This is a genomic window from Ideonella benzenivorans (genome assembly GCF_020387415.1).
Lineage (GTDB): Bacteria > Pseudomonadota > Gammaproteobacteria > Burkholderiales > Burkholderiaceae_C > Ideonella > Ideonella benzenivorans.
In genome coordinates this window covers 492,074-505,315 of the sequence record NZ_JAGWCB010000010.1, presented here as the reverse complement: position 1 = coordinate 505,315, position 13,242 = coordinate 492,074, and the positions used below count along the sequence as shown (strand labels likewise).

General features: G+C 69.8%; 11 protein-coding genes. 9 read left to right on the top strand and 2 right to left on the bottom strand.

The window, feature by feature from the left end; genetic code table 11:
* Nucleotides 1–3 precede the first annotated feature (3 nt).
* The 5 genes from KGA65_RS11040 to KGA65_RS11020 all read left to right on the top strand — a co-directional run bounded on the left by KGA65_RS11040 (nucleotide 4) and on the right by KGA65_RS11020 (nucleotide 5,716).
* A complete protein-coding gene (locus KGA65_RS11040) occupies nucleotides 4–450 on the top strand; it encodes a DUF2147 domain-containing protein (protein WP_225863164.1) in 447 nt (148 codons plus the stop codon).
* A gap of 18 nt (nucleotides 451–468) precedes the next feature.
* A complete protein-coding gene (locus tag KGA65_RS11035) occupies nucleotides 469–2,850 on the top strand; it encodes a 3-hydroxyacyl-CoA dehydrogenase/enoyl-CoA hydratase family protein (RefSeq protein ID WP_225863163.1) in 2,382 nt (793 codons plus the stop codon).
* Between the two features lie 29 nt (nucleotides 2,851–2,879).
* Nucleotides 2,880–4,079 (top strand): acetyl-CoA C-acyltransferase, encoded by a 1,200-nt coding sequence (locus KGA65_RS11030; RefSeq protein WP_225863162.1) that lies wholly within the window; start codon nucleotides 2,880–2,882, stop codon nucleotides 4,077–4,079.
* A gap of 70 nt (nucleotides 4,080–4,149) precedes the next feature.
* Nucleotides 4,150–4,914: an enoyl-CoA hydratase gene (locus KGA65_RS11025; protein WP_225863161.1), complete on the top strand. Its 765-nt coding sequence runs from the start codon at nucleotides 4,150–4,152 to the stop codon at nucleotides 4,912–4,914.
* Between the two features lie 13 nt (nucleotides 4,915–4,927).
* Complete coding sequence (locus KGA65_RS11020; protein ID WP_225863160.1) at nucleotides 4,928–5,716, top strand: SGNH/GDSL hydrolase family protein; 789 nt, start codon at nucleotides 4,928–4,930, stop codon at nucleotides 5,714–5,716.
* Here the strand turns inward: KGA65_RS11020 and KGA65_RS11015 are convergent.
* On the bottom strand, nucleotides 5,650–6,720 hold the full coding sequence (locus KGA65_RS11015) for a zinc ribbon domain-containing protein (protein ID WP_225863159.1): 1,071 nt from the start codon (nucleotides 6,718–6,720) through the stop codon (nucleotides 5,650–5,652). The genes KGA65_RS11020 and KGA65_RS11015 overlap by 67 nt on opposite strands.
* Before the next feature lie 34 nt (nucleotides 6,721–6,754).
* A complete protein-coding gene (locus KGA65_RS11010) occupies nucleotides 6,755–7,207 on the bottom strand; it encodes an acyl-CoA thioesterase (protein WP_225863158.1) in 453 nt (150 codons plus the stop codon).
* Between the two features lie 50 nt (nucleotides 7,208–7,257).
* Here KGA65_RS11010 and KGA65_RS11005 point away from each other — a divergent pair, with 50 nt between their 5' ends.
* Genes KGA65_RS11005 through KGA65_RS10990 form a run of 4 tightly spaced genes read left to right on the top strand, consistent with a single transcriptional unit; the run spans nucleotide 7,258 to nucleotide 13,222 of the window.
* The gene (locus KGA65_RS11005; protein ID WP_225863157.1) at nucleotides 7,258–9,102 is read left to right on the top strand and encodes an ABCB family ABC transporter ATP-binding protein/permease; all 1,845 of its coding nucleotides are present in this window, start codon (nucleotides 7,258–7,260) and stop codon (nucleotides 9,100–9,102) included.
* Complete coding sequence (locus KGA65_RS11000; protein WP_225863156.1) at nucleotides 9,083–10,009, top strand: LysR substrate-binding domain-containing protein; 927 nt, start codon at nucleotides 9,083–9,085, stop codon at nucleotides 10,007–10,009. The genes KGA65_RS11005 and KGA65_RS11000 overlap by 20 nt, the downstream gene beginning before the upstream one ends.
* Nucleotides 9,999–11,891 (top strand): sensor histidine kinase, encoded by a 1,893-nt coding sequence (locus KGA65_RS10995; RefSeq protein WP_225863155.1) that lies wholly within the window; start codon nucleotides 9,999–10,001, stop codon nucleotides 11,889–11,891. Before KGA65_RS11000 ends, KGA65_RS10995 begins: the two co-directional genes overlap by 11 nt.
* Nucleotides 11,888–13,222, top strand: coding sequence for a sigma-54-dependent transcriptional regulator (locus KGA65_RS10990; RefSeq protein WP_225863154.1), 1,335 nt, complete (start codon nucleotides 11,888–11,890; stop codon nucleotides 13,220–13,222). The genes KGA65_RS10995 and KGA65_RS10990 overlap by 4 nt, the downstream gene beginning before the upstream one ends.
* The last annotated feature ends 20 nt before the right edge of the window (nucleotides 13,223–13,242 follow it).

The window sequence follows — 13,242 nt, the reverse complement described above, 5'->3', positions numbered from 1 at the left end:
ACGATGAACAAGATCCAAGCAATCGTGGCCGGCCTGGTGCTGGCCGCCACCGGCGCCGCCTGGGCCCAGGCCACGCCGGCCGGCCTGTGGCGCACCATCGACGACGAGAGCGGCAAGGAGAAGTCGCTGGTCCGCATCGTCGAGAAGGACGGCATCTTCACCGCCAAGGTGGAGAAGATCGCCGACCCGGCCAAGGCGGCCGAGGTGTGTGACAAGTGCAGCGACGAGCGCAAGGGTCAGCCCATCGTCGGCATGACCATCCTGCGCAACGTGAAGGCGGATGCGCAGGACAAGGAGCTGTGGGATGGCGGGGACATCCTCGACCCGAAGAACGGCAAGGTCTACAAGGTCCGTCTCAAGCCCATCGAGGCGGGCAAGAAGCTGGAAGTGCGTGGCTACATCGGTGCGCCGCTGTTTGGTCGCACCCAAACCTGGATCCGCGTCGAGTAAGACGCCCAAGGAGAAGCAATGAGTCGATTCCAAGTCCGCAAGGTCGCCGTGCTCGGCGCCGGCGTGATGGGCGCGCAGATCGCCGCCCATCTGGTCAACGTCAAGGTGCCGGTCGTGCTGTTCGACCTGCCCGCCAAGGAAGGCCCCAAGAGCGCCATCGCGCTCAAGGCCATCGACAACCTCAAGAAGCTCAAGCCGGCGCCCCTGGGCGTGGCCGAGGACGCCGCGCGCATCACGCCGGCCAACTACGAAGAGCACCTGGACCTGCTCAAGGACTGCGACCTGGTGATCGAGGCGATCGCCGAGCGCATGGACTGGAAGCTGGACCTGTACCACAAGATCGCCCCCTTTGTGGCGCCGCACGCCATCCTGGCGTCCAACACCTCGGGCCTGTCGATCACCAAGCTGGCCGAGGCGCTGCCCGAGTCGATCAAGCCGCGCTTCTGCGGCATCCACTTCTTCAACCCGCCGCGGTACATGTACCTGGTGGAGCTGATCCCGACCCCGACCACCGAGGCCAAGTACCTGGACCAGCTGGAGACCTTCGTCACCACCACCGTCGGCAAGGGCGTGGTGCGGGCCAAGGACACCCCGAACTTCGTGGCCAACCGCGTGGGCATCGCCAACATGCTGGCGACCATCCACGAGGCCGAGGCCTTCGGCCTGACGTATGACGTGGTGGACGACCTGACCGGCAAGAAGCTGGGGCGCGCCAGCTCCGGCACCTTCCGCACCGCCGACGTGGTGGGCCTGGACACCATGGCCCACGTCATCAAGACCCTGCAGGACAACCTGAAGGACGACCCCTTCTACGGCAGCTACGCCACCCCCAAGGTGCTGGCCGCGCTGATCGAGAAGGGCGCCCTGGGCCAGAAGACCAAGGCCGGCTTCTTCAAGAAGGACGGCAAGGCCATCCTGCGCCTGGACCCGGCCACCGGCAGCTACGTCGAAAGCGGTGCCAAGGCCGACCCGATCGTCGACCGCATCCTGAAGAAGCCCGCGGCCGAGCGCCTGAAGCTGCTGCGTGAATCCAGCAACCCGCAGGCCCAGTTCCTGTGGGCCATCCTGCGCGACTCCTTCCACTACGTGGCCGTGCACCTGGCCGAGATCGCCGAGAGCGCCCGCGAGGTGGACTTCGCGATGCGCTGGGGCTTCGGCATGAAGCAGGGCCCGTTCGAGCTGTGGCAGGAAGCCGGCTGGAAGCAGGTGGCCGAGTGGGTCAAGGCCGACATCGACGCCGGCAAGGCCCTGTGCAGCGCCCCGCTGCCGGCCTGGGTGTTCGACGGACGCGATGGCGTGCACACGCCCGAAGGCTCCTGGTCTGCTTCCCAGGGCAGCTACATCCCGCGTTCGAACCTGCCGGTCTACCAGCGCCAGTACTTCCCCGAGGCCGTGCTGGGCAGCGGCGCGGTCGATCCGCTCAAGAGCGGCACCGAGCTGTTCAAGAACGACGAGGTGCGCGTCTGGACGCTGGACGGCGAAGTCGTCATCGCCAGCATCACCGCCAAGCTGCACCTGATCAGCCCGACCGTGACCGAGGGCCTGCTCAAGGCGCTGGAGATCGCCGAGGAAGGCTACCAGGGCCTGGTGGTCTGGTCGCCGGACGACGTGTTCTCCGCCGGTGCCAACCTGGAAGCCCTGATGCCCGTCTTCATGGCCAAGGGTGCCAAGGGCATCGCGCCGGAAGAGAAGAAGCTGCAGGACATGATGCTGCGCTTCCGCTACGCCCAGGTGCCCACCATCGCGGCCGTGCGCGGCATCGCGCTGGGCGGTGGCTGCGAGCTGGCGGTGCACTGCAGCCAGCGCGTGGCGGCCATGGAAAGCTACATGGGCCTGGTGGAAGTGGGCGTGGGTCTGCTGCCGGGCGGTGGCGGCCTGACCTACATCGCCCGCCGTGCCGCCGAAGGCGCGGCCAGCGCGCCGGACAGCTATGTGCTGAACTTCCTGAAGGAAGGCTTCCAGGCCGCGGCCATGGCCAAGGTGGGCACCAGCGCGCTGGAATCGCGCAAGCTGGGCTACCTGCTGGACAGCGACGTGATCGTGCCGAACAAGGACGAGCTGCTGTTCGTCGCCATCAGCCAGGCCAAGGCCCTGGCGGCCGCGGGCTACCGCCCGCCGGTGGCCAAGCCCTTCGCCGCGGCCGGCCGCACCGTGCTGGCCACCATCAAGGCCACCCTGGTGGGCATGCGCGATGGCAACTTCATCAGCCAGCACGACTTCCACATCGCCAGCCTGATCGCCGACGTGCTGTGCGGCGGTGACGTGGACCCCGGCACCCCGGTGACCGAGGAGTACCTGATGGCGCTGGAGCGCAAGCACTTCTGCGGCCTGCTGGAGCACCCCAAGACCCAGGAACGGATCATGGGCATGCTGCAAACCGGCAAGCCGGTTCGCAACTGATGGCCGTCCCACGCTGACAAGGAATCGACATGAGCAAGCAAGTGCAAGACGCCTACATCGTGGCGGCCACCCGCACCCCGATCGGCAAGTCCGGCCGGGGCTACTTCAAGAACACCCGCTCGGACGACCTGCTGGTGCGCGCCATCCAGGCCGCGCTGGCCCAGGTGCCCACGCTGGACCCCAAGGCGATCGAGGATGCCGTGATCGGCTGCTCCTTCCCCGAAGGTGAGCAGGGCATGAACTTCGCCCGCATCGCGGTGGCCCTGGCGGGCCTGCCGCACAGCGTCGGCGGCGTCACCGTCAACCGCTTCTGCGCTTCGGGCGTCACCGCCATCCAGATGGCCGCCGATCGCATCCGCGTGGGCGAGGCCGATGTGATGATCGCCGGCGGCGCCGAGTCCATGAGCATGGTGCCCATGGGCGGCAACAAGCCGGCCTTCAACCCCGAGATCTTCACCCGGGACGAAAACGTGGGCATCGCCTACGGCATGGGCCTGACCGCCGAGAAGGTGGCCGAGCGCTGGAAGGTCAGCCGTGAAGACCAGGACGCCTTCGCCCTGGCCTCGCACCAGCGCGCCATCAAGGCCCAGCAGGCCGGTGAGTTCGCCGACGAGATCTGCCCGGTGGACATCATCCAGCGCGTGCCCGATCTGGCCACCGGCGAGATCCGCTACACCACCCGCACCGTCAACCTGGACGAGGGCCCGCGCCCCGACACCAGCCTGGAAGGCCTGGCCAAGCTGCGCCCGGTGTTCGCCGCCAAGGGCAGCGTCACCGCCGGCAACAGCTCGCAGACCAGCGACGGCGCCGGCGCGCTGATCCTGGCCTCCGAGAAGGCCGTCAAGCAGTTCGACCTGAAGCCGCTGGCCCGCTTCGTGAGCTTCGCCTCGCGCGGCGTGCCGCCGGAAATCATGGGCATCGGCCCGATCGAGGCCATCCCGGCCGCGCTGAAGGCCGGTGGCCTGACGCTCGCCGACATGGGCTGGATCGAGCTGAACGAAGCCTTCGCGGCCCAGTCCCTCGCGGTCATTCGTGACCTGGGTCTGAACCCGGATGTGGTGAACCCCATGGGCGGCGCGATCGCCCTGGGCCACCCGCTGGGCGCCACCGGCGCGATCCGCGCCGCCACCACCATCCATGCCCTGCGTCGCCACAAGCTGAAGTACGGCATGGTGACCATGTGCATCGGTACCGGCCAAGGCGCGGCCGGCATCTTCGAAGCCGTCTGATCGACGGTCACGCACGCGGGCGGCTACGATGCCGCCCGTTTTCATTTCAAGTCACAAGCAGGAGACCCGCATGACCATCCGAACCGGCGTCGTGGATGGCGTGGCGACCATCGAGATCGCCCGCCCCGAGAAGAAGAACGCGCTGACCATGGCGATGTACGACGCCATGACCGCGGCCATCGAAGCCGCCGGCAGCGACCCGGCCGTGCGGGCCCTGCTGATCACCGGCCAGCCCGGCGTCTTCACCTCCGGCAACGACCTGGAGGACTTCATGCAGCGCCCGCCCGCCGGGCCGGATTCGTCCGTCTTCCGCTTCATGCGCGCGCTGGAAGCCTGCGAGAAGCCAGTGGTGGCCGCCGTCACCGGCGCCGCCGTGGGCATCGGCACCACCATGCTGCTGCACTGCGACTTCGTCTTCGTCAGCGACGAGGCCCGCCTGGCCATGCCCTTCGTCGGCCTGGGCCTGGTGCCCGAGTACGGCTCCAGCCTGCTGATCCCGCGCCTGATGGGCCATGTCCGGGCGGCCGAGAAGCTGCTGCTGGGGGACCCTTTCACCGGCACCGATGCGGTCGACTGCGGCATCGCCAACGCCGTGCTGCCCGCGGGCGAGGTGCTGCCCCACGCCCGCCGCGTGGCCGAGCGCTTCAACCACCTGGCCCCGTCGGCCGTGCGTGAATCCAAGCGCCTGATGAAGGCGCCGCAGCGCGAGCTGCTGCAGCAGGTCATCGCCACCGAGGCCGAGCTCTTCGGCCAGCGCCTGCGCAGCCCTGAGGCCCGCGAGGCCTTCCAGGCCTTCTTCGAGAAGCGCAAGCCCGACTTCACGAAGTTCCAGTGAAGGTCGGCGCCCGATGCCCGGACCGCTGAAGCTGCTGCTGGGCCCGGTGCTGCTGCGCCAGGGCCGAGCGGTGCGTCGCCATGCGTTGCGCCTGCCCGAACCCGAAGGGCCGCGCGCCGGTGTGGCCGGGGAGGGCCTCCTGCGCCTGCGTCTGCTGGTGGTGGGCGATTCCGCTGCGGCCGGTGTGGGCGTGGACGAGCAGTCGCTGGCCCTGGCCGCGCCGCTGGCCGAGCGTCTGGCCCGGGTGCTGCAGGGGCGGGTGAGCTGGCAGCTGGTGGCCACCACCGGCCACCGGGCGGCTGACACGCTGAAGGCGCTGGAGCAGGCGCCGCTGTTGCCCGCCGATGCCATGGTGACCTCGCTGGGGGTCAACGATGCGGTGGGGCAGACCCCCGTGCGCCACTGGCTGGCCACGTTGGCGGCGCTGCACACCGTGGCGCAGCGCCGCGCGGGCGTGCGCCACACCTGGCACTCGGCGGTGCCGCCGATGGAGCGCTTTCCGGTGCTGCCGCAGCCGCTGCGCTGGGTGCTGGGGCGGGATGCCCAGCGGCTGGACCAGGCGCTGCAGCGTGATCTGGCCGGGCGGTCGGACCGGCACCATGTGGCCCTGCCCGCGATGCCGGCCGAAGCGACGGGCTGGATGGCGCAGGACGGGTTTCACCCCGGTCTGCGGGGCTACCAGGCCTGGACCGAGGCCCTGACCCGGCAGATGCTGCTCGACGGCGTCGGCGCGCTTCAGCCCGCCGGCGATGACGGCGCGGCTGGCACGGGGTCGGCCGACGCGCCGCAGCTGGGGCAGTAGCGAAAGAACACGTTCTTGCGCGTGCCGCAGCCCTCGCAGCGGTCGAACAGCTTGAGCCCGCAGTGCACGCAGAAGTCGGGTTTCACGTCGCCGGTGGTCAGGATGGCGCGCTCACAGCCCGGGCAGACATTGGCCGCCATCTTCTTGAGGGCCTCGTCGTTCGTCAGGGCCTGGCGGCGCTGGGCCTCGCTTTGCTGCTCCACCGCCGCGCGCCGGGCCAGATAGCGGCGCATCGCGCGGATGGCGTAATGCCCACCCAGCCCGGTCAGCAGAATGCCCACGCCATAGCGCACATAGCCGCCATAGCTGGGCAGGTAGGGCACCAGTTCGAAGAAGAAGGCGTAGGCCGCGAACAGCACGAAGCCGCGCAAGAGGGGCCAGTGGTCGCTCTTGCGCTGGCGCGCCACCATCCAGCCGGCCACCAGCAGCAAGGGCAGGGTCAGCGCCAGGCGCAGGCCGAAGACGCGCAACTCCTGCAGGAACTGGGCACGCTCGTAGGCGCCCTGGGCCTGGCTCAGCAGGGCGTCCAGGCGGCGCTGGTGGCTGGTCTGGGCCTGGCTCACGTCCAGGCGGTCCTGGTCCAGCTTTTCCTGGGCCCGCTGGGCGTCGCGTTCGGCCTGCTTGAGCTGGTCCAGCTCGCGGGTGCGGCGCGCCAGTTCGGCGTTGCTGCTGGCGTCGCCGGTGGCCTGGCGGCTGGCCAGCCAGTTGGCCTGGGCGCTGCGGGCGGCCTGGTAGGCCTGGCTGGCGGCGGTCTGCTTGAGCCGGGCCTGCTCGGTCTGGTCTTCCAGCGTGCCGGCCTGCTCACCCAGGTCGCGCAGCTGCGCGCGCTCGGACTGCAGGGCGTTCGCATCGGCGAACTGCTCCAGCGTCAGCGTGTCCTCCACCTTGGGCAGATCGCCGATCAGCTGTCCGCCCAGCCCGGTCAGGAAGCTGGCGAACAGCAGGGAGACGATCCACATCAGCAGGCCGAAGGCCTTTTCGGGAACGCGCAGGCTTTTGAACATCGACGGCAGCGGACGGGGCCGGCCGTCCGGTCAATCAGAATTTGGCGTAGGCCGGCGGCAGCGGCCGCGGGATGGCACGGGAATGGCCTTCGCGGTCGATGGCGACGTAGGTCAGGGTGGCTTCCGTCACCTTCACGACCTGCAGGTCTTCCGGCGCGCGTTCAGCGTACACCTCCACCGTCACCGTCATCGAGGAGCGGCCCACGTGGGTGATCGTCGCATAAAAGCTCAGCAGGTCGCCGATCGACACCGGCTGCTTGAAGATGAATTCCTTCACCGCCACCGTGGCCACGCGGCCCTTGGCCAGGCGGGCCGTCAGCACGGAACCGGCCAAGTCGACCTGCGCCATGATCCAGCCACCGAAAATATCGCCGTTGTTGTTCGAATCGGCCGGCATCGGCATCACGCGCATCACCAGCTCGCGGTCGGTGGGCAGTTCGGTGCGCAGTTCGTCGGGCACACTGGCCGGGGATGCTGGAATGTTCATTTCAGGGTTCCTGTGTATTGTTCTAAATCAGAAACTGTGATTGTTCCACGATGCGTCGAAGCTTGCCTGTGACCGAAGCCGCGGTCACACCCCGTCAGCATGGGGATTGGGCCATCCTGCGGCAGCTGGCGCCGTATTTCTGGCAGTACCGCACCCGGGTGGTGCTGGCGCTGGCCTGCCTGGTGGCGGCCAAGGTGGCCAACCTGGGCGTGCCGCTGCTGCTCAAGCACCTGGTGGACGCAATGAACCTGCCCGCCAGCGACCCACGCGCCCTGCTGGTGGTGCCAGCTGGCCTGCTGCTGGGCTATGCGGCGCTGCGGCTGTTGGCCTCGCTGTTCACCGAGCTGCGCGAGCTGGTGTTCGCCAAGGCCACGCACGGCGCCTCGCGCGAGATCGCGCTGCAGGTCTTCCGTCACATGCACGCGCTGTCGCTGCGCTTCCACCTGGAGCGCCAGACCGGCGGCATGACGCGCGACATCGAGCGCGGTACCCGCGCCCTGCAGTCGCTCATCTCGTACTCGCTCTACACCATCCTGCCGACGCTGGTGGAGCTGGGCCTGGCGCTGGTGCTGCTGGGCAGCCAGTTCGACCTGGGCTTTGTCTGGATCACGCTGGCGGCGCTGGTGGCCTACGGCGTCTTCACCATCAGCCTGACCGAGTGGCGCACCCAGTTCCGCCGCAAGATGAACGAGCTGGATTCCAAGGCCCACCAGCGCGCCATCGACGCGCTGCTGAACTACGAGACGGTCAAGTACTTCAACAACGAGGACTTCGAGGCCCGGCGCTACGACGAGGGGCTGGACGCCTACCGCCGCGCCCAGATCACCTCGCAGACCACGCTCTCGCTGCTCAACGTCGGCCAGCAGGCCATCATCGCTGTCTCGCTGCTGGCCATGCTGTGGCGGGCCACCGCCGGCGTGGTGAGCGGTCATCTGACGCTGGGTGACCTGGTGCTGATCAACACCCTGCTGATCCAGCTCTACATCCCGCTGAACTTCCTGGGCGTGCTCTACCGCGAGGTCAAGCAGAGCCTGACTGACCTGGACAAGATGTTCACGCTGATGGCCCGCGAGCGCGAGGTGGCCGACGCCCCCGACGCCCGGCCGCTGCAGCTGCGGGGCGCCGCCGTGCGCTTCGAGGCGGTGGACTTCGCCTACGACCCGGCGCGGCCCATCCTCAAGGGCCTGTCCTTCGACATCCCGGCCGGCCAGACGGTGGCGGTGGTGGGCGCCAGCGGCGCGGGCAAGAGCACGCTGGCCCGTCTGCTCTACCGCTTCTACGACGTGCAGGGCGGGCGCATCACCATCGACGGGCAGGACATCCGGGCGGTGACGCAGGACAGCCTGCGCAAGGCGATCGGCATCGTGCCGCAGGACACGGTGCTGTTCAACGACACCATCGCCTACAACATCGCCTACGGCCGGCCCGGCGCCACGCCGGCCGAGGTGGAGGCGGTGGCCCGCGCCGCCCGCATCCACGACTTCATCGTCGCCCAGCCCAAGGGCTACGACACCATGGTGGGCGAGCGCGGCCTGAAGCTCTCCGGCGGCGAAAAGCAGCGCGTGGCCATCGCCCGCACGCTGCTGAAGAACCCGCCCATCCTGGTCTTTGACGAAGCCACCTCGGCCCTCGATTCGGCCAACGAGCGCGCCATCCAGACCGAGCTGGCCAGCGCCGCCCGCGGGCGCACCACGCTGGTCATCGCCCACCGCCTGTCCACCGTGGTGGATGCGCACGAAATCCTGGTGATGGAGGCCGGCCAGGTCGTTGAGCGCGGCACCCACGCCGCGCTGCTGGCGCGCGCTGGTGCCTATGCCCGCATGTGGGCCCTGCAGCACAGCAGCCCCCGCCCCTCCGCCACCGAGAAGAACACCCATGGACACCAAGTGGCTTGAAGACTTCATCAGCCTGGCCGAGACGCGCAGCTTCTCGCGCTCGGCCCAGCTGCGGCATGTGACCCAGCCGGCCTTCTCGCGCCGCATCCAGGCGCTGGAGGCCTGGGCCGGCATCGACCTGGTGGACCGCTCCAGCTATCCCACGCGGCTCACCCCCGCGGGCGAGACCTTCCACGCCCAGGCGCTGGAGATGCTGGGCGCGCTGCAGGCCACCCGCAACATGATGCGCAGCCACCAGGTGGCCGGGCAGGACATGATCGAGTTCGCCGCGCCGCACACGCTGGCCTTCACCTTCTTCCCGCACTGGCTGATGGAGTTGAAGCAGCACTTCCGCGGCCTCAAGAGCCGGCTGATCGCGCTGAACGTGCACGACGCCGCGCTGCGCCTGGCCGAAGGCAGCTGCGACCTGCTGATCGCCTACCACCACGCCACCCAGCCGCTGCAGCTCAGCGCCGACCGCTACGACATGCTCTGCCTGGGCTACGAAACCCTGGCCCCGTTCGCCAAGGCCGGGCCGGACGGCGAGCCGCTGTTCCGCCTGCCCGGCACGCCGCGCCAGCCGGTGCCTTTCCTGAGCTACGCCTCCGGCGCCTACCTGGCCCGCTTGGTGGAGCAGGTGCTCAAGCGCGCCTCGCAGCCGGCCCACCTGGACCCCATCTACGAGACCGACATGGCCGAAGGCCTGAAGGCGATGGCGCTGGAAGGCCACGGCCTGGCCTTTCTGCCGGTCAGCTCGGTGCGCAAGGAACTGCGCGCCCGCCGCCTGGTGCCGGCCGGCACCCCCGACGACGAGCTGACCATGGAAGTGCGCATCTACCGCGAACGGCCCGGCGGCAGCCGCCACGCCAAGCCGGTGGCGCAGGAGGTCTGGGACTTCCTGCAGGCCCGGGCGAACGATGCTGGCTGAGGAACGGGGCGAGGCGGCGGTCCGCGTCCCCGTCGCCCAGCGCTGGCGTCAGCGCCGCTCCCTCGTGGCGGGGCTGGCCGCGCTGGTGATCATGCTGATGTCCGGCTGGGCCGGCTTCACCGTCAGCGTGCAGCGGGGCACCGAGCAGCTGCGGGCCGAATCCAACCACCAGCTGGACCTGTTTGCCGCCGCGGTGCAGGGCATGGTGCTGCGGCTGGAGCCGCTGCCGGCCACCATCCAGCTCAGCACCGAGGTGCAGGCCCTGCTGCGTCAGCCGGGCAGTGCCGCGCGCGCGCAGGCCGCCAGCACCTACCTGCGGCGGTTGAACGCCCACCTGGGGGGGGCGCTGCTGTTCGTGCAGGATCAGCGCGGCACCGTGCTGGCGGCCAGCGATCCGGCCCTGGTGGGGGACGACCTCTCCTTCCGCCCCTATTTCCTCGAAGCCCTGTCGGGCCGGGTGGGCCGGCACTTCGCCATCGGCGTGCGCGACGGCCTGCCGGGCTACTACGTCTCCCACCCCATCCACGACGGGCCCAAGGTGGTGGGTGTGGCCGTGCTCAAGATCGGGCTGGACCCGGTGGGCGAGGCCTGGGGCATGCTGGGCTCGCCCGCACTGCTGGCCGATTCCAACCAGGTGGTCATCCTGTCCTCCCGCCCGGAATGGACCTACACCGCCCTGGCCGAGCTGCCGTTGGAGCGGCGGGTCGACCTGCAACTGTCCCGCCTGTACGGCGACCATCGCATCACCCGCTTTCCGCTGCAGGTGGACCTGCGGGTGGACGAGGACAGCCAGATCGTCGAAGGCGTGCTGCCGGCCGGCCTGGGCGCCAGCGGGCCGGGTGGGCGCATGGCCGCCAACCGCGGCATGCTGGTGCTGGGCCGCACGCTGGACGGCACCGACTGGCGTCTGCTGATGTTCGCCAACCTGCAGCCGGTGCGCGCGCAGGCCGCGCAAGACAGCCTGCTGGCCGGCGTCAGCGCCGGCTTCGTGCTGCTGCTGATGCTGCTGGTCAACCAGCGCCGGCGCATCGTGCAACAGAAGCTGCAGCTCAACGCCCAGCTGGAAGACCAGGTGGCGCGCCGCACCCAGGCGCTCAGCGACACCAACGTGCGCTTGCGCAAGGAAGTGCGCGAACGCCAGCAGGCCGAGCACACCCTGCGCGAGGCCCAGGACGAACTGGTGCACGCCGGCAAGATGGCCGCGCTGGGCCAGCTGGCCACCGGCATCACCCACGAGCTGACGCAACCGCTGGGCGCCATCCGCACCCTGTCGGGCAACGCGGTCGCCTTCATGGAGCGCGGCCAGCTGGATGCGGTGAGCGGCAACCTGCGCATCATGGCCCGCCTGGCCGAGCAGATGGGCGCCATCATCGAGCCGCTCAAGGGCTTTGCCCGCAAGTCCAAGGCCCAGCCGCAGGCGGCGGTGCTGGCCACCGCGGTGCGCAACGCGCTGTTCCTCTACGACCAACGGCTGCGCAGCGAAGGCGTGGCCGTGCACGACGCCACGGCCGGCCTGCCGCTGGCCGCCTGGTGCGACCCGAACCGGCTGGAGCAGGTGCTGATCAACCTGATCGGCAACGCGTTGGACGCCATGCGCGACCAGCCGCAGCGCGCGCTGTGGATCGACGCCTTTGCGCAGGACGGCCGCGTGGCCCTGCGCGTGCGCGACCAGGGCCCCGGCCTGGACCCCGCCGTGCGCGACCGCGTCTTCGAGCCCTTCTTCAGCACCAAGGCGGCCGGCGGTGGCCTGGGCCTGGGCCTGGCCATCTCACGCGACATCGCCCGCGAGGCCGGCGGCGAGCTGGAGGCGGACAATCACCCCGACGGCGGCGCCTGCTTCACCCTGTGGCTGCCGCCCGTGCCCACCCCCACCGCCCCATGAGCCAAGAACTCTCCGTGCTGCTGGTCGAGGACGACCTGCCCATGCAACTGGGCTGCCTGCAGGCCCTGCAGCTGGCCGGGCTGACCGTGGACGCCGTCGAATCGGCCGAGGCCGCGCGGCCCCGGCTGACGGCCGGCTTCCCCGGCGTGGTGGTGACCGACATGCGCCTGCCCGGCGCCGACGGCCTGAGCTTGGTGCGCCACTGCCACGAGCTGGAACCCGAGCTGCCGGTCATCATGATCACCGGCCATGGCGATGTGAGCCTGGCGGTGGAAGCCATGCGCAGCGGCGCCTACGACTTCATCCCCAAGCCCTTCTCGCCCGAGGTGCTGGTGGAGGTGGTGCGCCGCGCGCTGGACAAGCGCGCCCTCACGCTCGAAGTGGTGGCCCTGCGCGAAGCCCTGGCCCGCAAGGAAGGCGGCAGCGCGCGCCTCATCGGCCGCTCACCGCAGATGGTGGCGGTGCGCCAGCTGGTGGCCCGCGTGGCCTCGGCCCGAGCGGACGTGCTCATTCGCGGCGAAACCGGCACCGGCAAGGAGCTGGTGGCCCAGGCCCTGCACGATCTTTCCGGCCGCAAGGGCCCGCTGGTGGCCCTGAACTGCGGCGGCCTGCCCGACAACCTGCTGGACAGCGAACTCTTCGGCCACGAGGCCGGCGCCTTCACCGGCGCCGCCAAGCGCCGCATCGGCAAGATCGAACACGCCCACCACGGCACCCTGTTCCTGGACGAGCTGGAAAGCATGCCCATGGGCGTGCAGATCAAGCTGCTGCGCGTGCTGCAGGACCGCGTGGTGGAGCGCCTGGGCTCCAACGCCCAGGTGGCGGTGGACTGCCGTGTGGTGGCCGCCACCAAGGACGACCTGCTGCACAAGGCGCAGGACGGCAGCTTCCGCAGCGACCTGTACTACCGCCTCAACGTCGTCACCATCGACCTGCCGCCCCTGCGCGAACGGCGCGAGGACATCCCCCTGCTGCTGGAGCACTTTCTGCTGCTGGCCGCCAGCCGCTACGGCCTGCCCCAGCCGGTGGTGAGCGCCGCCCAGCTGCGCGCCCTGATGGCCCACCACTGGCCCGGCAACGTGCGCGAGCTGCGCAACGTGGCCGACTGCCTGGTGCTGGGCGTGCCCAGCGAAGTGCTGGGCGACGGCGAAGTGCCCGCCGCCGCCACCATGCTCTCACTGGCCGAAACGGTGGAAGACTTCGAACGCAGCCTCATCCGCGAAGCCCTGGGCCGCCACGGCGGCAGCATCACCCGCGCCGCGCAGGCACTGCGCGTGCCCAAGACGACGCTGGCGGACAAGGTGAGGAAGTATGGGTTGCAGTCGTCCTGATGGCTCAGGACTCAAGGGCT

Coding starts and splice junctions, on each gene's coding strand:
- KGA65_RS11040 (WP_225863164.1), top strand. CDS start 4: ATGAACAAGATCCAAGCAATCGTGGCCGGCCTGGTGCTGGCCGCCACC.
- KGA65_RS11035 (WP_225863163.1), top strand. CDS start 469: ATGAGTCGATTCCAAGTCCGCAAGGTCGCCGTGCTCGGCGCCGGCGTG.
- KGA65_RS11030 (WP_225863162.1), top strand. CDS start 2,880: ATGAGCAAGCAAGTGCAAGACGCCTACATCGTGGCGGCCACCCGCACC.
- KGA65_RS11025 (WP_225863161.1), top strand. CDS start 4,150: ATGACCATCCGAACCGGCGTCGTGGATGGCGTGGCGACCATCGAGATC.
- KGA65_RS11020 (WP_225863160.1), top strand. CDS start 4,928: ATGCCCGGACCGCTGAAGCTGCTGCTGGGCCCGGTGCTGCTGCGCCAG.
- KGA65_RS11015 (WP_225863159.1), bottom strand. CDS start 6,720: ATGTTCAAAAGCCTGCGCGTTCCCGAAAAGGCCTTCGGCCTGCTGATG.
- KGA65_RS11010 (WP_225863158.1), bottom strand. CDS start 7,207: ATGAACATTCCAGCATCCCCGGCCAGTGTGCCCGACGAACTGCGCACC.
- KGA65_RS11005 (WP_225863157.1), top strand. CDS start 7,258: ATGCGTCGAAGCTTGCCTGTGACCGAAGCCGCGGTCACACCCCGTCAG.
- KGA65_RS11000 (WP_225863156.1), top strand. CDS start 9,083: ATGGACACCAAGTGGCTTGAAGACTTCATCAGCCTGGCCGAGACGCGC.
- KGA65_RS10995 (WP_225863155.1), top strand. CDS start 9,999: ATGCTGGCTGAGGAACGGGGCGAGGCGGCGGTCCGCGTCCCCGTCGCC.
- KGA65_RS10990 (WP_225863154.1), top strand. CDS start 11,888: ATGAGCCAAGAACTCTCCGTGCTGCTGGTCGAGGACGACCTGCCCATG.